Below are 24417 nucleotides of genomic sequence, written 5' to 3' on the forward strand. Positions count from 1 at the left end.
ACAGTTAAGACTCCTTAGGATTTGCCTGCCTCGAGGAGTTCCTGCTCTCACCCGTACCCGACCGGCGGCCGGCGACCCCGGCGGCCGGTCGGGTGCGGGGCGCCGTGCTCCGTCCACGGGAAGGTCCTCGATGTCCTCACCACGCCCCCGCCGCTCGGCCCTGGCCGCCGGCCTGCTCGCGCTGACCACCGTCGGCGCGACCCTCGCCCTGCCCCCGGCCGCCGCCGAGGCCGTCGTCCTGCCGAACAACTTCAAGAGCGTCGGCTACCTGCCGTCCTGGACCGGCAGCGTCAACGCCGTGCAGTACGGCAGGCTCACCCACGTCAACTACGCGTTCGTGCTGCCCAACAGCAACGGCAGCCTGCGCGCGGTGGAGAACCCCGGCAAGCTCTCCTCGCTGGTCTCCCTCGCCCACGCCAACAACGTCAAGGTGTCCATCGCCATCGGCGGCTGGAACAACGGCGACGACTCGGCCTTCGAGGCGCTGGCCGCCAACTCCGGCAGCCGCGGCGCGTTCGTCACCAACGTGGTCAACTTCGTCGCCCAGTACAACCTCGACGGCGTCGACATGGACTGGGAGTACCCCGACCCCGGGGCGTCGGCCACCAACTTCAGCCTGCTCATGCAACAGTTGAGCAGCGCCCTGCGCAGCCGGGGCAAGCTGCTCACCGCCGCCGTCGTCAGCGAGGGCTACTACACCTCCGGCGTGCCGACCTCGGTCTTCGGCTACGTCGACTGGCTGAACATCATGGCGTACGACGGGGGCAGCCCGCACGCCAACTACGACTGGTCGATCAACGCGGTGAACGGGTGGAAGGCGCGCGGCCTGCCGGCCGCCAAGGCCGTCCTCGGGGTGCCCTTCTACAGCCGGCCCGGCTACTACACGTACTCCGCGCTGGTCGGCATGGACCCGGCCAACGCCAACCGGGACTGCGCCACCGTCGGCGGCGTCCAGCAGTGCTACAACGGGGTGCCGACGGTCCGCCGCAAGACGCAGTGGGCGATGGCCAACGCCGGCGGCATGATGAACTGGGAGCTCACCCAGGACACCACCGGCTCGACGTCGCTGGTCGGCGCGATCTACGACACGGTGACCGGCGGCGGCGCGCCCCCGCCGACCGGGCGGACCGGCCCGATCACCGGTATCGGCGGCAAGTGCGTCGACGTGGCCGCGGCCAGCACCGCCAACGGCGCGGCCGTGCAGCTCTACGACTGCAACGGCACCGCCGCGCAGACCTGGACGGTGGCCACCGACGGCACCCTGCGGGCCCTGGGCAAGTGCGCCGACGTGACCAGCGCCGGCACCGCCAACGGCACGAAGATCCAGCTCTGGGACTGCAACGGCACCGCCGCCCAGGTCTGGCAGGCCCAGTCCAACGGCACCCTGCGCAACCCGGCGTCCAACCGGTGCCTGGACGCCACCGACAACAGCTCCGCCAACGGCGCCCGGCTACAGATCTGGGACTGTTTCGCCGGCGCCAACCAGGTCTGGCGGCTGCCCGGCTGACCGTTCGGGGAACCGCCGTCGGGCGGCCGGTCGCCGGGGTCTGCCATGCTCGGAAGGGTGACGACCGGCCACCCCGCCAGCCCACCTGCCCGCCGCCCCCGCAACCGCACCCTACGCGTCCTGCTCGCGCTCGCCGTGGTCGCCGCCCTGGCCGCCGTGGCGGTGGCCGTGACGCCACTGCTGCGGCCACCGGGCCCCCGCCCGCTGTTCCAGCTCCCCGTCGCCTGCGGGGAGACCTGGCAGCTCGGCACCTACCCCGGGCACGACGACTTCGACGTCGACTTCTTCCCCACCGAGGGGGAGGCGTGGGGCCGGCCGGTGCTGGCGTCGGCCGCCGGCACGGTGACCGTGGCGGGGATCAACGGCGAGCTGGGCGGCCGTACCCCGGAGGACCCGGACGGCCCGCGCGGACGCGGCGGCGGATACTGGGTGAAGATCGACCACGGCGGTCGGTGGGAGACGCAGTACCTGCACCTGCTGGAGCCGCCGCTGGTGCGCGAGGGGCAGCGGGTCGCCCAGGGCGAACAGCTCGGCCGGCTGGGCAGCACCGGCAACTCCGGCGCGCCGCACCTGCACTACGAGCAGCGCCGCGGCTGGGAGAAGGTCGAGACGCACTTCGACGGGCAGCCGTCCGGCATCACCACCGACGACCGCGAGTACACCGTCCGGCTGACCAGCGCCAACTGCCCCGGCTGACCGCCGCCGTCACCACGCCCGGACGGCGAGCAGCGCGAACGCGGCGACCAGCACGGCGCACCCGGTGACGGTGATCGTCCGCAGCCGGGCCCGCAGGTCGGCGTCCCACCGGTCGCCGGCGCCGGCGGCCCGGCGGGTCAGCGGGGTGAGCGCCCGCCCCACCCCGAACCCGGCCCCGGCGAGCGCCGCGACGCCCAGCTCCTGACCGGCGAGCAGCAGCGCGACGGCCAGCACGTACGGGGCGCTCGCCGACACGTACGTGCGGACGCCGGTGCCCAGCTCGAAGCCGAACTGCGCCGCCCCGCGCCGGACGTCGCGCTGGAGCACGTGCTGCGGGATCTGCCGGGCGTTCTGCGGCAACCGGATCCGCACCAGACCGACCTCCCGCAGCAGGCCCAGCGCCGCGACCGCCACGACCGCCACGTGCCGCCACGGCGCGGGCAGCGGCGCGGTCAGCCCGGAGAGCAGGTCCAGCGCCAGCGCGCTGACCAGACCACCGGCGACCAGGCCGGCGCTGAACAGGGCGAGCAGCACGCCCTGCCGTTCTCGATCCCGCCACCCGGGCGAGGCCAGCGCGTACGCGCTGTTGTACGTTCAAACCGAGCCGGACAGGGTGTAGCCGGTGAGCGCGCCGATCACCGCCCAGGTGACCGCGTGCCCGGTCGCCGCCGCGCCGAGGGCCCCGGCGGCGAGCAGCAGGGCGGGGACGAGCGGATCGGTCAGCCGGTGGCGGACCTCCCGACGGCCGACCGGCCGGGTGTGCCCGGCAGCGCTCACACCGCCCCTCCGGTCAGCGTCCGCCAGGTGTTCACCCCGGCGATCCCGTCGGCGGTGAGGCCGTTCTGCCGTTGGAAGTCACGCACCGCGCTGTCGGTGAGCCCGCCGAAGACCCCGTCGACCACCAGCCCGTGGGCGTGCTTGTTGAGTTGGCGTTGCAGGCCGCGTACGGCGTGGCCGCTGTCGCCGGAGCGGACGCTGACCACCAGCGCCGGCCAGGTGCCGGCGTCGACGACGCCGCTGGCGGTGAGGCCGGCCGAGGTCTGGAAGGCCTTGACCTTGGCCTCGGTGTCGCTGCCGAACACCCCGTCGATGCCGGTGCTGTGACCCCGGGCGGTGAGCAGGTGCTGCACGGTGTAGACGTTGACCCCGGAGTTGCCCCGCCGCACGGCGGGCCAGCTCACCGTGCTCTGGCAGCCGCACTGGGTGTTCCACCGGCAGATCGACCGTACCCATCCCGAGCTGGTCCTGCGGTACCCGTCGTGGCAGCGGCGCTCCACCGAGCAGGCGCAGGCCCCGCACGGCCCCTGGTAGTGCCAGAGCCAGCCGTCGTAGGTGCCCGAGTAGCACTCGTTCGGTCGCAGGGTCCAGGTGACCCCGTCGGTCTTGTGGTAGCCGACGTAGGTGCCGCTGGTGTTGCAGGCGTCGGCGAAGATCACGCTCGGCCCGCAGCCGGGGGAGCAGTTGTGGTCGCTGGCGTAGCTGGGACACGAGCCGTAGACGGTGTAGCCGTCGGCGTAGGCCCGCCGGGCCGCGGGAAAGACGCTGAGCGCGGCCATGCCCACGGCGGTGCCGGCCTGCAGCAGGGTACGCCGCGACAGCGCCCAGGCGGCCCGGGCGCGTCCGCCGGCGCGGGCCGGCGGACGGCGTACGGCGGCGCCGGTGCCCGGGTCGGCGCCGCGCAGCGCGGGCACCGCGTCCAGCGTGCTCATGCTCCGCCTCCGTGCTGGTGGGTGGCGACGGCCGCCGGCTCGGCGGTCGCGGGGTCGACGGTGTCGAGCAGGCGGCGCAGGGCGGCCCGGGAGCCGACCGGCTCGGCGTGCCGGACCCGACCGGGCGGGTCGACCACGGTGGCGAACGGGGTGGCCACCGCGTCGTACCTGTCGAACAGCTCCGCCTGCCCGGCCAGCACGGTGACCGGCAGGCCGGTCGCGTGCGGCGGCGGGTCCTGCCGGTAGAGGATCCGGACGGCGAGACCGGCCCGGCTGGCCTGCGCGGCGGCTTCGTCCAGCACCTCGGCGCAGGTGGCGCAGCCGGAGTCGAGGAAGAGCAGCACCAGCGGCCCGGTCGGCGGGGTGGGGGCCAGCGCGGCGAGCCCGGGGGCGGGCGCGCCGGGCGGCAGCCCGACCGACTCGGGGCGGCGTGGGGCCGCCCCGCCGGTCAGCGCGTGCACCTGGCGGACCAGTCCGGACACCACGAGGGCCAGCAGCAGGATCGCGACCCAGGTCAGGATCAGCGCGCTGGTCTGGAAGCTCATCCGGGCAGCTCTCCTTCGGTCAGGCGCGCCGGCCCGGCCGGCTGGCGCATCGCGGCCGGCAGGTGCCACAGCAGCGCGGTGAACGTGGCGGCGGCCAGCAGCACGACCGCGAGGTCGGCGTCCGGCGTCGGCCAACCGACGATCGATCCGGGCCGGACGGCGCCGACCAGGGCCAGGCCGGCCAGGATCCCGGCGCGGGCCACCACCCAGCCGGAGGTGGGCAGCTCCAGCCGGGAGCAGCCGCACGGGCCGGCCCGCCCGGTGCGGACCAGATGCCGGCCGTAGCCGGCGTAGAGGCCGAACAGCGCGGCGCCGGCGAGCCCGACGGCGACGCGGGGACGCGGATCGTCGGTGGCCAGGGCGACCACGCCGGCGCCGGCGAGCAGCGCCTCGGCGGTGACGACCACCGCGGCGGTCAGGGTCGGGGCGGGCAGGACGCGGTGCGCGGCCAGGGCCCGGGGGAGCGCGGCCGGTCGGGACAGGTGTTCGGCGGTGGCGACCAGGAGGGTGAGCGTCACGGTGTACGCGGCCACGCTCGCCAGCAGGGCGGACACGGGCACGCCTACCCGGTGGTGACCCGGAGCCGGTCCACCAGGGTGGGGACCTGTTCCGGGTCGGTGTGCTCCAGCGGCACCACGCTCAGCCAGGTGTCGCTGGTGGCCAGCACGAAGTACGGCCTGCCGTTGGAGAGGGTGTCCCGGTACAGCTCGCCGGCCCGGGTGCGCAGGCCCCGCCAGGACGGCAGCCGGTCGGCGCGTTCCCTGGTCAGTGGGGCGATCTCCAGCAGGCCGAGGCCGGGGACCTCCTTGAGCACGGTGGCCGGGGTGGCGAAGCGGGCGCCGCCGCCGGGGGTGGGCGTCAGGGTCAGACCGTCGTCGTGCTCGGTGATCCGTACGTTCCGCAGGACGCCGAGGAGGTGGGTGGGCTTCGCGCCGTACAGCTCGGTGAAGAACGAGTGGCGCTGCCCGCGCCAGACCGCGACGAGCCGGTCCTCGGTGAGGCGGATCTGCGGATCGTACGGCCGGGCGCGGGCGGTCAGCAGCGTGCCGTCCTGGTAGCTGAGCTCCTCGTCGAACCGGTCGACGCCGAGCGCGCGGACCACGTCGTCGGCGAGGCCGGTCGGGCCGGCGGTGAACTCGTGCAGCCGCCCGTTGACGGTCACGTCGGCCACGGAGGTGAAGGGCGCGGTGAGGTCGAGGGCGCCGTCGAGCAGGAAGCGCCGCGCGTCGACCGCGCGATGTGCCACCGGTGTCCCGGTTGTCGCCATCGCCCCGCCTCCGCCCGGTTCCGGCGCGTCCGTTGGCCGGCATCGTATCCACGCACTTGAATGGCTGGCAAGAGGGCTGTCGGGTGACCGTCACCCGGAGGCGGTCCGGCCGCCGGGATTCCGCTGCCGGGACCTGATCGGACGGTCACGCCGACCAGGGCGGCCCTCGCCCGTCGCCCGGCTCAGTCCTTCAACGGGTACGGGATGAAGGTGCTGCGGTTCTCGTCCAGGTCGAGCCGTCGGCTGATCGGCGGGGCGGCCCGCTGCGGGCAGGTCATCCGTTCGCAGGTCTTGCAGCCCGGCCCGATCGGGGTGGCCGCCTCGGCGGCGTGCAGGTCCATCCCGGTGGAGTAGACCAGCCGGCCGGCGTGCCGGGTCTCGCAGCCCAGCCCGATCGCGTAGACCTTGCCGGGCTGACCGTAACCGCCGTGGTGGCGGATGATCGTCCGGGCGATCCACAGGTAACGCTGCCCGTCCGGCATCGCCGCGACCTGCGTCACCACCCGGCCCGGCGCGCCGAACGCCTCGTAGACGTTCCACAGGGGGCAGGTGCCGCCGGTGCGGGAGAACGGGAAACCGGTCGCGGACTGCCGTTTCGACATGTTGCCGGCCCGGTCGACCCGGACGAACGAGAACGGCACGCCCCGGGCCCGGGGCCGCTGGAGGGTGCTGAGCCGGTGGCAGACCGTCTCCCAGCCGATCGCGAAGTGCTCGGTGAGCAGCTCGATGTCGTACCGGCGGCGCTCGGCGGCGGTGAGGAACCGCTCGTACGGCAGGATCAGCGCGGCGGCGAAGTAGTTCGCCAGACCGACCCGGGTGAGGATCTGGGTCTGGGTGTCGTCGAAGCCCTCCTCCTCGACGATCTCGTCGATCACGTCGGCGAACTCCAGCAGGGCGATCTGCGCGGCCATCCGCATCGCCTCCTGCCCGGCCCGCAGCGACGTGGACAGGTGCAGCGTCTGGGTCTGCGGGCGGTACCGGTGCAGCTCCCCGCCGAGGGCGCCGGCGTCGTCGCGGGCGACGCGGACCCCGTGCCGGTCGGCCAGCCGGTCCCGGAGGGCGGCGCGCACCTCGCCCCGGCGCAGCCCGATCCGGGCGGCCAGCGCTTCCGCCGCCTCGTCGAGGTCGGGCACGTAGTTCTGCCGGCGGTAGAAGAACTCGGTGACCTGGTCGTGCGGGCTGCGGCCGATCCGGTCCCGGTCGCCGACCAGCTCGGCGAGCTGCTCGTCGGCCTGCTGCCAGCGGCGGTGCAGCTCGATCACCGCCTCGGCCACCTCGGGCAGCCGGCCGGCCAGCTCGGTGAGGTCGGGCAGCGCGGCCCGGCCGCCCAGCGCCTCCCGCAGCCCGGCGACCAGCCGGGGGGTGTCGTGCGGGGCGAACACCGTCGGGTCGACGCCGAACACCTCGGTGATCCGCATCAGCACCGGCACGGTCAGCGGCCGGGTGTCGTGCTCGATCTGGTTGAGGTAGCTCGGCGAGATGCCCAGCAGGCGGGCCAGGTCGGCCTGGCTGACCGCCCGGTCCTCGCGCATCCGGCGCAGCCGCGCGCCGGCGAAGGTCTTCTCCACCACCGCCCCCTCCCCGGGTCGTTTCCGGCCACATTAACAGCGCTGTAAAGAGGTTCATTCGCAACTTCGCAGAACGGCTTCCAGAATTTTCAACAATTGGCTGATTCCGTCCCTCGACCCCGGTCACCGGGCCGTGTGACCGTGGGCGACACACGGGTTGACCAGCGCCGATACCGCCCGGCGCGCCGCCGCGCCGAGCACCGACGCGATCCACACCACGAGGAGACGACCACCATGAAGACCGCATCCGAGTTGCGCCACGAGTGGGACACCGACCCGCGTTGGCAGGGAGTGCGCCGCAGCTACCGCGCCGAGGACGTGGTGCGGCTGCGCGGCGCGATCCAGGAGGAGCACACCCTCGCCCGGCACGGGGCCGACCGCCTGTGGCGGCTGCTGCACGACGAGGACTACGTCCACGCGCTCGGCGCGCTCACCGGCAACCAGGCCGTGCAGATGGTGCGCGCCGGGCTCAAGGCCATCTACCTCTCCGGCTGGCAGGTGGCCGCCGACGCCAACCTCGCCGGCCACACCTACCCCGACCAGAGCCTCTACCCGGCCAACTCGGTGCCCGCGGTGGTCCGGCGGATCAACAACGCGCTGCTGCGCGCCGCGCAGATCACCACCGCCGAGGGCGACGACGCCGGAGCCGGCTGGCTCGCCCCGATCGTCGCCGACGCCGAGGCCGGCTTCGGCGGGCCGCTCAACGCGTACGAGCTGATGACCGCCATGATCGCCGCCGGCGCGGCCGGCGTGCACTGGGAGGACCAGCTCGCCGCCGAGAAGAAGTGCGGCCACCTCGGCGGGAAGGTGCTCGTCCCGACCGGCCAGCACATCCGCACGCTGGAGGCGGCCCGGCTGGCCGCCGACGTGGCCGGCGTGCCGACGGTGGTCGTCGCCCGCACCGACGCACAGGCGGCCACCCTGCTCACCACCGACGTGGACGAGCGCGACCGGCCCTACGTCACCGGCGAGCGGACCGCGGAGGGCTTCTACCGGGTCCGCAACGGCATCGAACCGTGCGTCGCCCGGGGCCTGGCCTACGCGCCGCACGCCGACCTGCTCTGGATGGAGACCAGCACCCCCGACCTGGAGGTCGCCCGCCGGTTCGCCGAGGCCATCAAGGACGAGCACCCGGACCAGCTCCTGGCCTACAACTGCTCACCGTCGTTCAACTGGCGCAAACACCTCGACGACGCGACCATCGCCAAGTTCCAGCGGGAGCTCGGGCACATGGGCTACCGGTTCCAGTTCATCACCCTGGCCGGCTTCCACGCCCTCAACTACTCGATGTTCGACCTGGCGCGCGGCTACGCCGCCGACGGCATGCCCGCCTACGTGGCGTTGCAGGAGCGGGAGTTCGCCGCCGAGACGGCCGGCTACACCGCCGTCAAGCACCAGCGGGAGGTCGGCACCGGCTACTTCGACCTGATCAGCACCGTGCTCAACCCGGCCGCCGAGACGACCGCCCTGCGCGGTTCCACCGAAGAGGAGCAGTTCGCGTGAGGTACGAGATCATCGGCCCGTCGGCCGACCGCTTCGACGAGGTGCTCACCGCCGAGGCGCTGGCGTTCCTGGTCGCCCTGGACAGCGAGTTCGCCGCCCGTCGGGTGGCGTTGCTGGACACCCGGCGGGCCCGCCGCGCCCGGTACGCCACCGGGCAGTTCCCCGACTTCCTCCCCGAGACCGCGCACGTGCGCGCCGACCCCGACTGGCGGGTCGCCCCGCCGGCCCCCGGCCTGCTCGACCGCCGGGTCGAGATCACCGGCCCGCCGGACCGCCGGATGACCGTGAACGCGCTCAACTCCGGGGCGAAGGTGTGGCTCGCCGACTTCGAGGACGCCACCGCCCCGACCTGGCACAACGTCATCGGCGGCCAACTCGCCCTGATCGACGCCCTGGACCGGCGGATCGACTTCACCGACGACCGGGGCAAGCGCTACGCCCTCGGCGACGACCTCGCCACCATCGTCGTGCGGCCTCGCGGCTGGCACCTGGTGGAGAAGGGCATCGCGGTGGACGGCCGACCGATCTCGGCCAGCCTGGTCGACTTCGGGCTCTACTTCTTCCACTGTGCCCGGCGGCAGCTCGACGCCGGGCGCGGCCCGTACTTCTACCTGCCGAAGCTGGAGACCCACCGGGAGGCCCGGCTCTGGAACGACATCTTCGTCTTCGCCCAGCGCTACCTGGGGCTGCCGGTCGGGACGATCCGGGCCACCACCCTGATCGAGACGATCACCGCCGCGTTCGAGATGGAGGAGATCCTCTACGAGCTGCGGGAGCACTCCGCCGGGCTGAACGCCGGCCGCTGGGACTACATCTTCAGCGTCATCAAGAACTTCGGCCACTGGCCGGACTACGTCCTGCCGGACCGCGCCGAGGTCACCATGACCGTGCCGTTCATGCGCGCGTACACCGAGCTGCTGGTGCGGACCTGCCACCGGCGCGGCGCGCACGCCATCGGCGGGATGGCCGCGTTCGTCCCCAGCCGGGACCCGGCGGTCAACGAGACCGCCCTGGCCCGGGTGCGGGCGGACAAGCAGCGGGAGGCCGGCGACGGGTTCGACGGCTCCTGGGTGGCCCACCCGGGCCTGGTCACGACCTGCCGGGAGGTGTTCGACGCGGTCCTCGGCGACCACCCGCACCAGCTCGACCGGCGGCGCGCCGACGTCACCGTCGGCGCGGCCGACCTGCTGGCCGTGGACAAGACCCCCGGCCGGGTCACCGCGGCCGGGCTGCGGTCCAACGTGGCGGTGGCGCTGCGGTACGTCGACGCCTGGCTCGGCGGCGTCGGCGCGGTGGCGTTGTGGAACCTCATGGAGGACGCGGCGACCGCCGAGATCGCCCGCTGCCAGCTGTGGCAGTGGCGACACCACGGCACGCCGCTGGCCGACGGCGGCCGCGTCACCGACGACCTGGTCCGCACGCTGCTCGCCGAGGAGCTGACCGCGCTGGGCGAGGGACGCGACGACGCCGGCCGGGAACGGGCCCGGAGGGCGGCGCGGATCGTCACGGACACCGCGCTCGGCGATGAGCTGCCGGCCTTCTTCACCACCGACGCGTACGCCCGGCACCTCGCCGCCGGGCCACGGGGCGCCCGCGGCTGACCACCCACGGCGCGCCGGCCGGTCGACGACCGACCCGGGTGGCGTCGCCGCCGTCACCCCGTCCCGGATCTGCCGGCCGGAGCGCCTTCCCCGCAGGAGCTGCCGCCGGGCGCGACGGGTCCGTCCCGATCGGAGTCGACGTCGCGTCGGATTCCGGACACGGCGGCGGGCGGACCGGCGACGTTCTGTCATCCTGGCGGTTCGCCAGGATCATGCCGCGCCGGTCGGTCTCCCGTTGCCGACCGGAGGCGGCGGGGCGACGCGCGATCGGGGGGTGGCACGACGGTGCGGGTGGAGACCGACGAACGGCCCGGCGGGTCGACCCGGACGCTGACCGGGGTGACCGTCGATCCGGAGCGCGGCCGGGCCGGCCGGTGGCGGGCGGCCCTGCGGACGACCCCGGCCCGGATCGTCCTCTACGGCGCGGTCCTGCTGCTGCTGCTGGTCACCACCGCCGTGGTGGCCCTGCGCTCCGCCGCGCCGGCCGGCGCCCTCGGGGAACGCTCCGCGTCGACCGCCGCGCGCACCAGCACCAACGCCCGCCAGATCTACGTGCTGCTGGCCGACACCGACGTGGCCGCGAGCGCCGTCTTCCTGCTCTCCCCGGGCGACCGCGAGCGCGCCGGACTGGAGGCCGCCTACCAGGACAAGGTCCGTGCCGTGGAACGCGCGCTGAACCGGTCCATGGGCGCGGCGGCCGACGACCGGGACCGACTGACCCGGCTCGCCGGGATCACCGCCCGCTTCCAGCGGTACCAGCGGGTCGTCGACGACGGGCTGGCCGTCGTCTCCGACGGCAGCGACATCCGGCGGGGGGTGCTCGCCTCCGCGTACGCCGCCCAGGCTTCCCACTACATGACCGACCAGGTGCTCGACGCGGCGCAGAGCCTGTGGAACTACGACACCCGGCTGCTGCGGGAGGCCCGCGGCGACGCCGGCTGGTGGGCGTCGGCCGCCCTCGGGACGCCGCTGGTCACGCTCGCCGCGCTGGGCGGCGTGCAGTGGTGGCTGTGGCGTCGTACCCGCCGTCGGCTCAACGCCGGCCTGCTGGTCGCCACGGTGAGCGTCCTGGCGGTGCTCGGCCTGGCGGTGGCGTCGTGGTCGCACTGGCCGGCCGCCACCCACGGCTTCCCCGCCCTGGCGGAGACGGTCGAGACGCAGAGCGCCACCCAGGAACGCCTCGGCGACGTGCTGGCCGGTCGCGCCGCCGTCTACCTGGCCCTCGGCGCCAGCGTCGACCCGGCCGTCCACCGGGCCGCCTTCGACGGGCGTCGGCTCTGTGACTCCGGGCCCGGGTCGGTCGGGTTCGACTGCCGCGCCCTCGACAAGGTGTGGGGGGCCCGGCAGAGCCAGGAGCCGGACGCCTTCCGCGACGCGGTGCGGACCGTGCTGGACCAGGGCCGCGCCGGTGAGTCCTTCGAAGCCGCGTCCACCGTCCTGACCCGCCGGCTTGACGAGGGGGACACGACGGTGACGACGGCGGTCACCGCGCTGCCGACGGCCCCACGTCACCTGGGCGGACCGGCCGCCTGGTTGACGCTGCTCGCCGGCGTGGGTGTCCTCGCCGGCCTGCGACGACGCCTGGTGGAGTACCGGTGAGCCGACCAGGGGCGCCCGCGCCGGGGCGACGGACGGCGACGCGCGGGACGGTCCGGCGGCCCCTGCCCGTGGCGGTCCGGCGGCCCCTGCCCGTGGCGGTCCGGGCCGTCCTGGCCGCCACGCTGACCCTGGTGGTGGCCGCCTGTGCGGCCTCGACCGTCCCGGCCACCGCTCCCGCCCCGCTGCCCGCCGGGGTGGCCGAGGCGCCGACCGGGGAGCCCGCCAACGACCTGTGCACGGTGCGGCGCAGCTTCGCCCCCAGCGAGCAGCGGCCGGCGCGCGTGGGGGACCGGCTGGTGGTGGGCGTCGACCCGTCCGACGCGACGATGAGCTACTGGAACGCGCAGGAGCAGACGTTCCAGGGCTTCCTCATCGACCTGGTGCTGGAGGTGGCCCGCGCGTTGTGGCCGCGGGAGGACCCCCGCGGCCGGGTCACCTTCAAGGTGGTGCCGCCCGGCCAGGGGCCCTTCGCGCTGCTGGCGGCCGGGGAGATCCAGATGATCGCCACCTCGTTGACCGCGAGTTGTGGCCGTGCCCGGCAGGTGATCTTCTCCAACGACTACCTCGACTCCGGCCAGACCGCGCTGGTCCGCAAGGTGGACGGCAGGCCGCAGTTCCGGGGCATGGAGCAGCTCGGCGGCCGTCGGGTCTGCGCGGCCCGGGAGACGACGTCCCTGAAGGCGATCGCCGGCTACCGCACCGCCGCCGGCCGGGCGTTGGTGCCCGTGTCCGCTCCCCACCCGGTCGACTGCCTGGTCATGCTGCGGCAGGGGCAGGTCGACGCGGTCAGCACCGACGAGAACATCCTGGTCGGTCTCGCCGAGATCGCCCCAGACACCACGCTGGTGACCGAGCCCCCGCCTGGCAACAGGAAGTTCTGCGACTACCACACCGGACGGGACGCCGGCACCTGCACCTGGTTCACCGACGAGCCGCACGCCTTCGCCCTCGACAACGAGGAGCTGGCCCGGTTCGTCAACCACGTCCTGGAGTCCACCCGGGCCTCCGGGGTCTGGCGCCGGGCGCACGAGCGGTGGCTCCGGGGGCACCCGGACCGGGGCATGCCGACCCCCGGCCAGCCTCCCGTCACCGACTGGCCGCCGCCGAGCGGGCCGCCCGACTGAGGGGGCGACGTGCTGGCCGACGAGGCACGACTCGACGCGGTACGGGCCGCGCACGCCCGGGTGGCCGGGTTGCTTGTCGACATGCAGGCCCTGGTCGTCCGGGAGTTCCGGCGTCCGCTGACCGGCGTCACCGCCGAGACCGAACGGGAGGCCGACGGTGAGCTGCTCCGGCTGAGCTGCCTGTCGCTGGCTCTCGACCCGGGGGACGACGACCACGCCCCGGACGGCTCCCGGCTCGCCGGGCTACGCGCCGACCCGATCGCGGTCACGTTCACCTCCGCCACCGGGGAGCCGGTCCACGTCGAGTGGCTGGCCCTCGCCGAGGCGGTCGAGGCGGCCGAGCAGCACCGGGCCACGATCTGTCGGCTCGTCGACGCGTACCGGGCGGCGGTGCGGTTCGTCGAGGCGGACCTCGACCGGCTCCGGCGGGCGCTGGCGACGCCCGACACGCCGACCGGCTCCGCCGGGACGGACGACGCCGACCGGTCCGACGCGCCGGCCGCCCGGCTGGCCGCGTTGGCCCGGGCCGCCGCCCTCGACCCGGTGGGATGCGGTCGGCCCGGCCCCTGGCGGGACGAGGTCGCCCGGCTGCTCCCCGAGCCGGCTGTCGCGGCGCGCCCGGCGCCGGCCGTCGCCGTCCGTCCCGACCCGTGGCCGCCCCCCACGACCGGCCCGACGCCGGATGCCGCGTGGCGGCTGCGCTCCTCGGTGGCGCGGCTGCGGCGACTGGCCGCCGAGGCCGCCCGGGAAGGGCTGGCCGGCGGTGATCCGTTGCCCGACCTCGACGTGGAGGCCCTGCTCGACCGGGCCGCCGCCGGCCCCGTCGGGGTCGACCTGACCGCCGCCCTCGACCAGGCCACCGAGGCGGTCGACGCGGCCCGTCGTCGCCTGCGGGGACGCTGCCACCGGGAGCTGCGCGGCCGGCTGGAGGCGTACCGGCAGCGGGCCGCCGACCAGGGGCGGGCCGAACACCCGAACCTGGAGCACAGCTACCGCGAGGCCCGGGACGGACTCCGCCCGGACGGCTTCGCGGTGACCGCCGCGAGCCGGGCGGTCCGTGCGTACCAGCAGGCCGTGAACGAGGTGATCCGTTGACCGCTGTCTCCCGCTCCTGCGCGGAGCGCAACTGCCCCGGCGTGGTGGACCGGGACGGGTTCTGCCGCCTGTGGGGGCATCCCTGCGACGGCGGACCGGCCGACCCGTCACCGGTGCCGCCGGCCATTCCCGCCCAGCCGGTCGCCGCCGTCCGCCTGGAGTCGACGCCCGTCGACGCCCGGCCCGCGACGGCGTCCACCCGTGACCTGTGGCCGCGGCACCGCCCCTGGGAGCGTCCGGCGACCATCCCGCCACCGCGCAGCCGCAGCGCCCTGGAGGCGGTGCTGCCCCGGGCCGTCGTGTCCGAGAACCAGCGCTACTGTCCCCGGACGACCTGCCGACGCCGGGTGCCGCGGGTCACCGGCTACTGCCCGAGCTGCGGCAGCCACTACACGTTCACCCCGCCACTGGACAAGGGCGACCTCTGCGCCGGGCGGTACCGGATCGAGGGCTGCCTCGGTCACGGCGGCGTCGGGTGGGTGTTCCTGGCCCGGGACGAGGAGCTGAACGGCCGCTGGCGGGTCCTCAAGGGACAGCGCAACCCGGACGACCGGGAGGCCGCCGCCGCGTTCGCCGCGGAACGGGAGGCGCTCATCGAGCTGAGCGACCACCACCCGGGCATCGTGACCATCACCGACGCGATTCGTCCCGACGACAGCGGCGTCGGCTACCTGGTGATGGAGTACGTCGACGGCGGCACCCTGGAGGACGCCCGCCGCGCCATCGCCCCGGACGGTGGCCCGGCCGCCGTCGACGTGCCCCAGGCCCTCGGGTACGCGGCGCAGATCCTCGACGCGTTCGCGTACCTGCACGGGCAGGGCTGGCTCTACTGCGACCTGAAGCCCGACAACGTCGTGCTGGTCAGTGGCCACGGCGTCGACAGCCGGATCAAACTGGTCGACTTCGGGGCCGCCCGGCAGGTCACCAACACGGTCAGCCCGCCGTGGGGCACCGCCGGCTTCGAGGCGCCCGAGGTGCAGCGGCTGGGGCCGGCCGGGCCGAGCGTCCGCTCGGACATCTACACCGTCGGCCGTACCCTCGCCGCGCTGACCCTGGTCGTCAGCTCCGCCGACCTGCGTCCGCTACCGGCCGGTGAGGACCTGCTGCGGTTGGCGTTGCCGGCCCGGCTCGACCCGTTCGCCCGGCTGCTGGCGCGGGCCACCGCCACCGATCCGCAGGACCGCTTCGGCTCCGCCGCCGAGATGCGCGAGCAGGTCCGGGGGGTGGCCGACCAGGTGCGCGCCGCCACCGACGACGTCCCACGGCCCAGCCGATCGTCGTTGTTCGGCCCATCGGCGTGCGCGTTCGCCCTGCACGTCGACGTCACCGCCGACCCGGTGGAGATCGCGCTCGGGTTGCCCACGCCGCTGGTCGACGGCGACGATCCGGCGGCCGGGTTCCTCGCCTCGCTCGGCCCCGCCGACCCCGCCGAGCTGATCACCCTGCTGGGCGCCGCGCCCGAGCGCACCGCCCAGGTGACCTACCGGATGGTCCGGGCTTACCTGGCCGCCGGTCGGGCCGACGAGGCGGGTCCGCTGCTCGCCGAGCTCCCCGCCGACCGGCGGGACTGGTCGCTGTGGTGGCACCGGGGCCTGGTGGCGCTGGTGGGCGGGGACGTCCCGGCCGCCCTGGACTGGTTCGAGCGGGTCTACGGCTGGCTGCCCGGGGAGGTGTCCGCCCGGCTGGCCTACGCCGTTACGGCGGAGCTGCACGGTGACCACGCCACCGCGGCCGCCCACTACCGGGGCGTCTGGCAGACCGACCAGGGGGTGGTCGCGGCGGTCTTCGGGTTGGCCCGCTGCCTGCGCGTCACCGAGGACCCCCGCCGGGCCGCCGCCATCCTGCTGACCGTGCCGGAGGCGGCCCGCGCCTCGGCGGTGGCGGTGACCTGCGCGGCGCGGATGCTGCTGGAGGCCCCGGACGACCAGCGCCGGCTGACCGCGGCGCTGGACGCCGCGGACCTCGTCGCGAAGCTGCCCCCGTTCGCCGAGCGGGACCTGGTCGAGGCGTACCTGCTGCGGGTCGCCCTGGACAGCGACCGGCGGGCCGCGCGGGACGCCGACCGGCTGCTGTTCGGGCACCGGCTCGACGAGACCGACCTGCGTCGCGCCCTCGACCGCGTCTGCCGGCGGCTCGCCGCGCGCACCGCCGACCGGCGGGAGCGGATCGCGCTGATCGACCACGCCAACGCCAACCGGCCGGTCACCTGGTGGTGACCCGGCGTCCGCCCGCGAGCACAGGAGGGCCAGCATGACCGGAACGGACGGGCTCCGGCTCGACCTGACCGCCCACCACAGCGAGTACCTGCCGGCCGACGGCGGCGTCGTGGACGTCGTCGCCGCGGTCCGGGCCGCCCCGGGTGGCCCGGCGCCCCGCCACGACGGGCTCGCCGAGGTGATCCTGCTCGACTGCTCCGGGTCGATGGGCGCGCCGCAGAGCAAGATGCGGGCGGCCCGCGCGGCCACCCTGGCGGCCCTCGAGGCGCTCCCCGACGGCGTCGCGTTCGCCGTGGTGGAGGGCACCGGCACGGCCCGGATGGTCTACCCGCAGCGTCGGCGGCTGGCGGTGGCCGACGAGAGCAGCCGGGCCGCCGCCCGCCGGGCGGTGCAACGGCTCACCCCGTACGGCGGCACGGTGATCGGCGCGTGGCTGCTGCTGGCCCGGGACCTGCTGGCCACCCGCCCGGACGCGATCGGGCACGCCATCCTGCTCACCGACGGCCGCAACGAGGGCCAGCGGGACGTCGACCTGCGGGCGGCGGTGCAGGCGTGCGTCGGCCGGTTCACGGTGGACTGCCGGGCCGTCGGGTCGGCCGACGGGGCGCACGACTGGGACGGCCCGGAGCTGTTGGGCATCGCCGACGCCCTCGGCGCGAACCCGGTCGTGCCGGTGGAGGACCTGACCGGGCTGACCGACGAGTTCGCGGCGGTGCTGGACCGGGCGCTGGCCCACCGGGCCGGCGCGGCCCGACTGCGGGTACGCGTCGGCGGGCTGGCCCGGGTCCGGTTCGTCAAGCAGGTCTACCCGACCATCGTGGACCTCACCGACCGGGGCGTCCCGGCGGGCGACCTCACCGTGGACTACCCGATCGGGGCGTGGAGCCCCACCGACCGGCGGGACTACCAGGTCGCGCTGGAGGTGGACCCGATGTCGCCACGGCTGCGCCGTCGGATCGGCTGGCTCAGCGTGCACACCGCCGCCGACGAGGACCCGGACGCCGTCGAGACGCCGGTGACCGTCGAGTGGAGCGAGGAGCTGGAACTCGTCTCCCAGGTGCACGAGACCGTGGCCCACTACACCCACCAGGAGGGCTACGCCGAGCAGGTGCGGTTGGCGCTGGACGCGGCGGCGACCGGCCGGTCCGGCGAGGCCGAGCGGCATCTCGGCCGGGCGGTCGCCATCGCGTACGCCGGCGGCCACGACGACAAGCTGCGCCAGCTCGCCCGGGTCGCGGAGCTGCTCGACCCGGCCGCCGGTCGGGTCCGTCTCCGGCCCGACGCCGATCTGCGCCGCTGGCAGTACTCGGTGGCGTACGCGCCGCAGACGTCGTCGTGGGCGTCCGGTGACCCCGGCGAGGCGGACCCGGCCGGCCGGGTGGCCCCCGAGCCCCGCGTCGAGCCGTGGGAGCACTGCGGGGAGCCACGCGTGCACCCGTACTGCGACGAGTGCGGCGCCCACCACCGGTCGGCGACCGGACGGCCGGGGTGAGCGGGTGAGTCTGGACTTCCTCGACAAGGCGGGCAGCGCCCTCGGCGGGGCCGTCGCCCTGGCCACCGCCGGTCTGGCGGTGCTCGGCTACCTGCGGGCCCGGGGCCGGCGCGGCTGGCGGACCGTCCTGACGCCGCTGTGGCGGTCCCAGGAGGACGACGCGTTGGGGCACCCGTACCGGCTCGCCGGCGGGTACCTCCGGCCGCTGTCGGAGGTGTACGTGCCACGTCGGGCGGTGCCCCGGGCCGATCCGGCCGGCGGGACCGTCGCCGCCGACCCGACGCCGTCGCGGCCGGGGGAGGGGCTGCTGGCCGGCGCCGGACACGTGCTGCTCATCGGTGAGCCGGGCAGCGGTAAGTCGGCCCTGGTCCGGCAGGCGTGCGCGGTGTCGGCGCGGCACTGGCTGGCCGCACGGGGTCGACGACGGCGCCTGCCGGCCGGGCTGCCCGTGGCGGTGGCCCTGCCGGCGGGCGCGTTGGTCGGTCGGGCGTTGCCGGCCGCGCTGAGCGGGGCGCACCCGCTGCCGGACGTCGACTTCGCGGCCCCGCCGGCCCCCGGCCGACGGTGGCTGGTCTGTGTCGACGGGGTCGACGCCGTCGCCGACCCTGACGAGCGGGCCGAGGTGCTCAACCGGCTCGCCGCCCTGGCCCGCCCCGCCGCGGTGGACCCGCCGTGGCGGCTGCTGGTGACCACCCGGCAACTCGCGGAGGCGGAGCTGGCCGTGCTGGGACCGGGGTTCACCGCGTACCACCTGGCGCCGTTCGGCCCGGCGGAGGTCCGTCGGTTCGCCTACCGGTGGTTCTCCCGGGCGGCCACCGCCGAGGCGTTCCTGTCCTGGGCGGACGCCGACCGGGCGACGACGGCGGCGCGGACCCCGCTCACCCTCACCGTGGCCGCGGTCGTCTGGGAGGCGGGGCCGCCCGGCGGGACGCCGCGGGTGGCGGACCCGACGGCCCTGCTCGCCCGGTTCGTCGACGCGCTGCTCGACGCGGGACGCGCCGGTGTGGACACCGTGGGCGCGGCGTTGCGTCGGGCGTCCCGGGGCGGCCCGGTCGCCGACTGGCTCGCCGAGCGGCACACCGAGCTCGTCGAGGTGGCGGCGGCGGCCGCCCTGGCCGGCGGCGACCCGGTCGCGGCGGTGGTCGAGTGGTCGGCGGGGCAGGCGCCGCATCCGCCGGACCGGGTGCTGCCGGACTGGTCCCGGCACGTCCGGCTGATCCTGCTCGGCACCGGCCTGTTCGCCGCCGGGCCCGGCCCGGCGGCGCCCGCGGCCGCCGCCGGCCGGCTGGTGCCGACCTGGCCGGGGCCGGTGGAGTACCTGGCGGCCGGGCCGCTGGCCCGGAACTGGCGGCCCGACCGGTGGGTGGCGGCGATGACCACCACGTCGCAGCGCGGCCTCGGCCTGTACGCGGTCGGCCGGGGCGTCGCCGCGCCGGACTTCCTGCGGCTGGTCGCCCGGGACCCGGCCGGGGCGGTCGCCGCCGGCCACTACCTGGCGGCGGGCGGCCCGGTCGACCCGGTGGTCCGCGCGGACGTGCTCGCCGCCCTGCTCGCCCACTGGTCCGCCCCGCCGGTCGACGACATCGGGGGGCCGGTGGGGTCGGACGTGCCGGGGGAGTGTCACGCGCTGCTCACCACCCTGGTCGCCGCCCCCGCCGACCGCGCCGTGCTACGTGCCATCGCCGTCGACCCGCGGCGGTCCCGTGCGGTCCGCCGGGCGGCGGCCCTGCTGTTCGCCACCCGACGGACGGCCGACGCCGGCCGGCAGGTCGGCGAGTAGGGCCACCTGGGCCGTCCTCGACCGTTCGACGCGTCGGGCCAGGTCCCGCACCCGGGGGTCGCCGACCTCCAGGTGGGCCCGGGCGAGGTCCGCCGTCGCGCCCTGGTGCGCGCGGAGCAGGTCGCGCAGCAGGCGGTCGACAGCGCCGTCCGGGGCGGTCCGCAGCCGTTCCAGCGGGTCCGCGCCGTCCGTGACGCCGTGGTCGTGCCGGTGGGCCGGGACGGAGGCGTGCGTCCCGGCCTCCCGCAGCCAGCCGCGTACGGTGGCCAGCTCGTCGGACTCGGTGGACTCGATCGCGGCGGCGAGGGTGCGTAGCTGCGGGTCGGCCAGCCGGCCCCGGGCCAGCCGCACCAGCGCCAGGGTCTGCTCGACGTGGCTGGCCAGGTTGGTCAGGAAGACCACGTCGAGGCCGCTCAGCGTGGCCCCGGCCACCGTTGTCGGCCCGGGCCGTGGGGGCGGGTCCGGGGTGGTGGCCGGCGCGCATCCGGCGACCGCCAGCAGCCCGGCGAGCAGTATGGCCGGCAGCCGGGTCACCGTGGCGCTCCGGTCCACCCCGGGCCCCGGCCGGTCAGACCTGGGTCCACAGCGCCGGCACGTAGGGCGGCTCCCAGCCGGGGAGCGCGGTGTGCGCCTGCCGGCAGCGGTAGGTCGCCCCGCCGTAGGTGACCTGGTCGCCGACCTGGTACGTCCGGCCCGCCGTCCAGGTTCCGCCGGAGGCCGGCGGGGTGGGCGTGGGGCTGGTCGTCGGGGGCGGTGTGGTCGGGGCCGGTGTGGTCGGACGCGGAGTGGGCGTGGGCGTGGGGGACGGGGTGCCACCGCCACCGATCTGCAGGTCGACGCAGGCGTAGAACGCGTTGGCGGTGTCCGCGATGTTCCACACGGCGAGGACCTTCTGCCGACCGGACCAGCCGGACAGGTTGACGGTGTGCGAGACGGTGGCGCCGGGCTGTTGGCCGCCGCCGTTGACGACCGCCACCCGGGTGCTGCCGATGAAGTACTCCCAGTTGCTGGTGGCGTGCCGGGCGGTGTTCGTCCAGGTGAACGTCACCGACGAGCCGACCGAGGTGGCGGGCCAGCCCCGGCTGTCGTCGTCGAGCACGGCGAAGTGGGAGATTCCCGCGTGGCAGCTCCGTAGCCCCTTCGGGCCCTCGACGCTCTGCGGCTCGTACCTGATCTGCCCGCAGTCCGGGACCCGGCCCTGCGCGCAGAGCGCCTGACGGCTCGGCGGACCCGAGACGTAGCCGTGCGCCTGCGCGGGGGCGCCGACGGCCAGGGTGGTGGCGATCGCTCCGGTCGCCACCAGCGGGAGGGTGAGTGCTCGACGCATGGTGTCAGCTCCTTGGGTGTCTGGGCTGGGTGAGGTGACACCACGGTAAATTAAACCTTGTTAACAGTAAAGATGGTTGCCAATATCGACCTGCGGCCCGGACCACGCCGGGCACGACCGGTCCCCACGGCCGGAGCGCCGCGGGGACCGGCGGGAAGCGGAGACGGCCACGCCCGAAACCACGGGACGGCGTCCACTCAGGACCTGTCGGCCGCGCTCCCGCTCGGCGGCCCCGACGCGACCCTCCGCACCGGGCCGTCCCCCGCCGGCCGGGGGGAGACGATCTGCACCGGCACGTCCGCGCTGGCGTTGTGCGTCGCGATCCAGGTGTCCAACGCGGTACGGCAGGCGAGGTCCGCGTGCCGCAGACCGCGCAGGTCCAGCCGGACGGTCCGGTCGGCCGGCAACCCGTTGAGCGTGGGGAGGATGGTCGGCAGCCGGAGGAACGTCGCGTTGCCGGAGATCGTCACCTCGATCGGGCCCGGTCGCCCGTCGTGCACCGTGACCCGCACGTGCGAGGTCTCCCAGGCGGCCTTCACCACCGACAGTCCCAGGCCGACGAGCACGCCGGTGAACATGTCGGTGGTGACGATCGCCGTGGCCGTCACCGTCAGGATCACCGCCTCGCCCCGGTGCTCCCGCCACAGTGGCGGCAGCGCGCCCACCGGGAGCAGCTTCACGCCGGCGTGGACGAGCACGGCGGCCAGCGCCGGCAACGGGATCAGCCCGATCAGGTCGGGCACGGCGGCGGTGAACAGCAACAGCCACAGTCCGTGCAGCACCCGGGACGCCTTCGTCCGCGCGCCGGCCCGGACGTTGGCGGAGCTGCGGACGATGACCGCGGTCATCGGCAGCGCGCCGAGCAGGCCGCACACCGTGTTGCCGGCGCCCTGGGCCACCAGCTCCCGGTCGAAGTCGGTGCGCGGCCCCTGGTGCAACCGGTCCACGGCCGCCGCGCTGAACAGGCTCTCCGCCGAGGCGACCAGCGTGAACGTGGCGACGGTGGCGAGCATGCCGAGGTCGGCCAGGTCGCCCCAGTGCCCGAACGAGGGCTGCACCACCTCGAACAGGCCCGTCACCCGGATGGTGTCCACGGGCAACCCGAACACGGCCGTCACCCCGGCCGCGGCGACCACCGCCACCAGCGCGCCGGGCACCACCCGCAGCCGGCCCGGCAGGGCGTCCCAGAGCAGCATGACCGCCATGGTGGCCACGCCCACCCCGAGGGCGAGCCGGGCCGTCGCCGAGGCGCCGAGCGAACCGGCCAGCTCCGGCAGCCCAGCCAGCGCGCCGACGCCGGAGTGCGGCGCGACGCCACCGGCCAGGACGTGGAGCTGACCGACGATCAGCAGCAGGCCGATCCCGGCCAGCATGCCCTGCACCACGGCCACGGAGATGGCCCGGAACCACCGGCCGAGCCGGAACAGGCCCAGACCGATCTGGAGCAGCCCGGCGAGCAGCACGATCGTGCCGAGGCCGGCCAGGCCGTAGCGGTCCACGGCCTCGGCGACCAGCACGGTCAGACCGGCAGCGGGGCCGCTGACCTGGAGGCTGCTGCCGGGCAGCAGACCGACGAGCAGACCGCCGACGACGCCGGTGACCAGGCCGAGCTCGGCCGGGACGCCGGAGGCGACGGCGATCCCCACGCACAGGGGCAACGCGACGAGGAAGACGACGAGGGAGGCGGACAGGTCGGCGCGGAGGGCGCGCCGGGTGGAGACGGAGGGCAGGAGGGCAGACCGCATGGCTCACATCCGGAAAAGTCGGCGGGGGAGAGAACGTGGCTACGCCCCGTCCGTCGCCGGCCGACGCAGGTGTCGGCGTCGGCCGGCGGCACGGGCGGGAGGCGTAAGACGGCAGGACGGTTGGTGGTGGGCTCTGGAGCCGCACCCGTCAGCAGCGCAACACGCTCAGCCAGATGTGGTCGGGAGTGGAACCGCCGGAACGGGGCCGCCGGTCGACGCCGCCGTCGCCACGGACGTCCGGGCGGGGAGGCGTCAGGGCCTGGTGCGCCACCGGATCGCGGCGGTCGGTCGACTGGACACCCCGGCCCCCGGGGCGGACGACCGACCCGCACGTCGTGTCACCGCAGCCCGTGGCCAGGGCGCCGACCGGCGACCCGGCGCGTCGTTGCGCGGGCTTCCACCCGTCGGCCCGGCCGGGCGGTGAGACCCGGACGGCGGGGGCCGGCGGGACGACGGGCCGGGCCACCGACGGGCCGGTGGCCACCCGGGCGGACTCGACGGCCGCCCCGGGCGTCGGCGGGGCGACCGGCCGGCAGGCGAGGACCACGTGCACGAGGACCGCCCCGGCGAGCAGCGTGGCGAGGGCGACGAGTCTGCCGTGCACCGCGTACCCTCCCCAGGCCGGGCGTGCCCGCGCGACCGCACGGACACGTCACCCGGACCAACCCGCCGTCGGGGCGATCGGTTACGCCCGCCACCCCGCCGGACCCGCCGTCCGCGTCACCGCCACCAGGCCGTGGCCCGCGTCGCCGGTTGGTGGAGGTCCCGGCCGGAGAGGGAGACTCGTCCCGCGCGGCCGACGCCGCGCCGGTGGCACGGAAAGGCGGACGGCACATGGGGCAGCAGCACCCCCCGATCGGACGGGCCGCGGCCCTGCTCGGCCAGGCCCGACGGGTGGTGATCTTCACCGGGGCGGGCATGTCGGCGGAGAGCGGCGTGCCGACCTTCCGGGACGCCCTCACCGGCCTGTGGCGGCAGTTCGACGCGCAGACGCTGGCCACCCCGGAGGCGTTCCGGGCCGACCCCGCCCTGGTCTGGGGTTGGTACGAGTGGCGGCGTCACCTGGTGAGTCGGGCCGAGCCGCACGCCGGCCACCGGGCGGTGTCCGCCATCCAGTCGCGCGTCCCACATGCCGTCCTGGTCACGCAGAACGTCGACGACCTCCACGAGCGGGCCGGCGCGGTCGACCCGCTGCACCTGCACGGCAGCCTGTTCGCCCCGCGCTGCTCGGCCTGCGCGCGTCCGGCGTCCGTCCCCGACGACGGCACGACGGAGGCCGGGCCGACCGGGGGACGGGTGCCGCCACCTGGCTGCGTCCGGTGCTCAGCTCCGGTCCGGCCCGGCGTGGTGTGGTTCGGCGAGGAGTTGCCCCGGGCGGCTCTGGCCGCCGCGGTCGAGGCAGTCTCCTCCTGTGACCTGCTGGTGACGGTCGGCACGTCCGGCCTGGTGTACCCGGCGGCCGAGCTGCCCCACGCGGCGGCCCGGCTCGGCGCGACCGTGATCCAGGTCAACCCGGAGGAGACCCCGGTGGACGCGGTCGCCGAGGTCAACCTGCGCGGCCCGGCCGCCCGGGTCCTGCCGGCGCTCGTCGAGGCCACCTGGGGCGACACCGGCCGCCGCTGACGGTACGGCGTGGACCGCGG

General features: G+C 75.6%; 22 protein-coding genes. 11 read left to right on the top strand and 11 right to left on the bottom strand.

The window, feature by feature from the left end; genetic code table 11:
• The first annotated feature begins 130 nt into the window (after positions 1-130).
• Positions 131-1507 carry a glycosyl hydrolase family 18 protein gene (locus O7606_RS03790; RefSeq protein WP_281597600.1) on the top strand — a complete coding sequence of 459 codons (1377 nt, stop codon included), beginning with the start codon at positions 131-133 and terminating at the stop codon, positions 1505-1507.
• A 45-nt stretch (positions 1508-1552) separates the two neighbouring features.
• The gene (locus O7606_RS03795; protein ID WP_281597601.1) at positions 1553-2203 is read left to right on the top strand and encodes a M23 family metallopeptidase; all 651 of its coding nucleotides are present in this window, start codon (positions 1553-1555) and stop codon (positions 2201-2203) included.
• A gap of 9 nt (positions 2204-2212) precedes the next feature.
• On the opposite strand, the gene O7606_RS03800 is transcribed toward O7606_RS03795, so the two are convergent.
• The 7 genes from O7606_RS03800 to O7606_RS03830 form a co-directional block, all read right to left on the bottom strand.
• Positions 2213-2737, bottom strand: a complete 525-nt coding sequence (locus O7606_RS03800) for a hypothetical protein (RefSeq protein ID WP_281597602.1) — start codon at positions 2735-2737, stop codon at positions 2213-2215.
• 60 nt (positions 2738-2797) lie between these two features.
• A complete protein-coding gene (locus tag O7606_RS03805; protein WP_281597603.1) occupies positions 2798-2980 on the bottom strand; it encodes a hypothetical protein in 183 nt (60 codons plus the stop codon).
• Positions 2977-3912, bottom strand: coding sequence for a peptidoglycan-binding protein (locus O7606_RS03810; protein WP_281597604.1), 936 nt, complete (start codon positions 3910-3912; stop codon positions 2977-2979). The genes O7606_RS03805 and O7606_RS03810 overlap by 4 nt, the downstream gene beginning before the upstream one ends.
• Positions 3909-4457 (bottom strand): hypothetical protein, encoded by a 549-nt coding sequence (locus tag O7606_RS03815; protein ID WP_281597605.1) that lies wholly within the window; start codon positions 4455-4457, stop codon positions 3909-3911. The genes O7606_RS03810 and O7606_RS03815 overlap by 4 nt, the downstream gene beginning before the upstream one ends.
• Positions 4454-5017 carry a MauE/DoxX family redox-associated membrane protein gene (locus O7606_RS03820; protein ID WP_281597606.1) on the bottom strand — a complete coding sequence of 188 codons (564 nt, stop codon included), beginning with the start codon at positions 5015-5017 and terminating at the stop codon, positions 4454-4456. The genes O7606_RS03815 and O7606_RS03820 overlap by 4 nt, the downstream gene beginning before the upstream one ends.
• 2 nt (positions 5018-5019) lie before the next feature.
• The gene (locus tag O7606_RS03825) at positions 5020-5703 is read right to left on the bottom strand and encodes a hypothetical protein (protein WP_281597607.1); all 684 of its coding nucleotides are present in this window, start codon (positions 5701-5703) and stop codon (positions 5020-5022) included.
• 203 nt (positions 5704-5906) lie between these two features.
• Complete coding sequence (locus O7606_RS03830; protein WP_281597608.1) at positions 5907-7295, bottom strand: short-chain fatty acyl-CoA regulator family protein; 1389 nt, start codon at positions 7293-7295, stop codon at positions 5907-5909.
• A 231-nt stretch (positions 7296-7526) separates the two neighbouring features.
• Here O7606_RS03830 and aceA point away from each other — a divergent pair, with 231 nt between their 5' ends.
• The 8 genes from aceA to O7606_RS03870 all read left to right on the top strand — a co-directional run bounded on the left by aceA (position 7527) and on the right by O7606_RS03870 (position 19702).
• The gene (gene aceA, locus O7606_RS03835) at positions 7527-8795 is read left to right on the top strand and encodes an isocitrate lyase (protein ID WP_281597609.1); all 1269 of its coding nucleotides are present in this window, start codon (positions 7527-7529) and stop codon (positions 8793-8795) included.
• On the top strand, positions 8792-10396 hold the full coding sequence (gene aceB / locus O7606_RS03840; RefSeq protein WP_281597610.1) for a malate synthase A: 1605 nt from the start codon (positions 8792-8794) through the stop codon (positions 10394-10396). Before aceA ends, aceB begins: the two co-directional genes overlap by 4 nt.
• A gap of 285 nt (positions 10397-10681) precedes the next feature.
• Positions 10682-11995, top strand: a complete 1314-nt coding sequence (locus tag O7606_RS03845) for a hypothetical protein (RefSeq protein ID WP_281597611.1) — start codon at positions 10682-10684, stop codon at positions 11993-11995.
• Positions 11992-13119: a transporter substrate-binding domain-containing protein gene (locus tag O7606_RS03850; RefSeq protein ID WP_281597612.1), complete on the top strand. Its 1128-nt coding sequence runs from the start codon at positions 11992-11994 to the stop codon at positions 13117-13119. Before O7606_RS03845 ends, O7606_RS03850 begins: the two co-directional genes overlap by 4 nt.
• A gap of 9 nt (positions 13120-13128) precedes the next feature.
• Entirely contained in the window at positions 13129-14214 is a 1086-nt protein-coding gene (locus O7606_RS03855) for a hypothetical protein (protein WP_281597613.1), read from the top strand.
• Positions 14211-16430 (top strand): serine/threonine-protein kinase, encoded by a 2220-nt coding sequence (locus O7606_RS03860; protein ID WP_281597614.1) that lies wholly within the window; start codon positions 14211-14213, stop codon positions 16428-16430. The genes O7606_RS03855 and O7606_RS03860 overlap by 4 nt, the downstream gene beginning before the upstream one ends.
• A 34-nt stretch (positions 16431-16464) precedes the next feature.
• Positions 16465-17922 carry a VWA domain-containing protein gene (locus tag O7606_RS03865; protein ID WP_281597615.1) on the top strand — a complete coding sequence of 486 codons (1458 nt, stop codon included), beginning with the start codon at positions 16465-16467 and terminating at the stop codon, positions 17920-17922.
• 4 nt (positions 17923-17926) lie between these two features.
• The gene (locus tag O7606_RS03870) at positions 17927-19702 is read left to right on the top strand and encodes an AAA family ATPase (RefSeq protein ID WP_281597616.1); all 1776 of its coding nucleotides are present in this window, start codon (positions 17927-17929) and stop codon (positions 19700-19702) included.
• Here O7606_RS03870 and O7606_RS03875 read toward each other — a convergent pair.
• The 4 genes from O7606_RS03875 to O7606_RS03890 all read right to left on the bottom strand — a co-directional run bounded on the left by O7606_RS03875 (position 19592) and on the right by O7606_RS03890 (position 23378).
• Positions 19592-20236 carry a DUF305 domain-containing protein gene (locus O7606_RS03875; RefSeq protein WP_281597617.1) on the bottom strand — a complete coding sequence of 215 codons (645 nt, stop codon included), beginning with the start codon at positions 20234-20236 and terminating at the stop codon, positions 19592-19594. The genes O7606_RS03870 and O7606_RS03875 overlap by 111 nt on opposite strands.
• A gap of 34 nt (positions 20237-20270) precedes the next feature.
• Positions 20271-21029 carry a lytic polysaccharide monooxygenase gene (locus O7606_RS03880; RefSeq protein WP_281597619.1) on the bottom strand — a complete coding sequence of 253 codons (759 nt, stop codon included), beginning with the start codon at positions 21027-21029 and terminating at the stop codon, positions 20271-20273.
• A 197-nt stretch (positions 21030-21226) separates the two neighbouring features.
• Entirely contained in the window at positions 21227-22774 is a 1548-nt protein-coding gene (locus tag O7606_RS03885) for a SulP family inorganic anion transporter (protein ID WP_281597620.1), read from the bottom strand.
• A gap of 148 nt (positions 22775-22922) precedes the next feature.
• Positions 22923-23378 carry a hypothetical protein gene (locus O7606_RS03890; RefSeq protein WP_281597621.1) on the bottom strand — a complete coding sequence of 152 codons (456 nt, stop codon included), beginning with the start codon at positions 23376-23378 and terminating at the stop codon, positions 22923-22925.
• A 230-nt stretch (positions 23379-23608) separates the two neighbouring features.
• On the opposite strand from O7606_RS03890, the gene O7606_RS03895 reads away from it, so the two are divergent.
• Positions 23609-24397: an NAD-dependent deacylase gene (locus O7606_RS03895; RefSeq protein ID WP_281597622.1), complete on the top strand. Its 789-nt coding sequence runs from the start codon at positions 23609-23611 to the stop codon at positions 24395-24397.
• Positions 24398-24417 lie beyond the last annotated feature (20 nt).

This window comes from Micromonospora sp. WMMD882, assembly GCF_027497255.1.
Taxonomy (GTDB): domain Bacteria; phylum Actinomycetota; class Actinomycetes; order Mycobacteriales; family Micromonosporaceae; genus Micromonospora.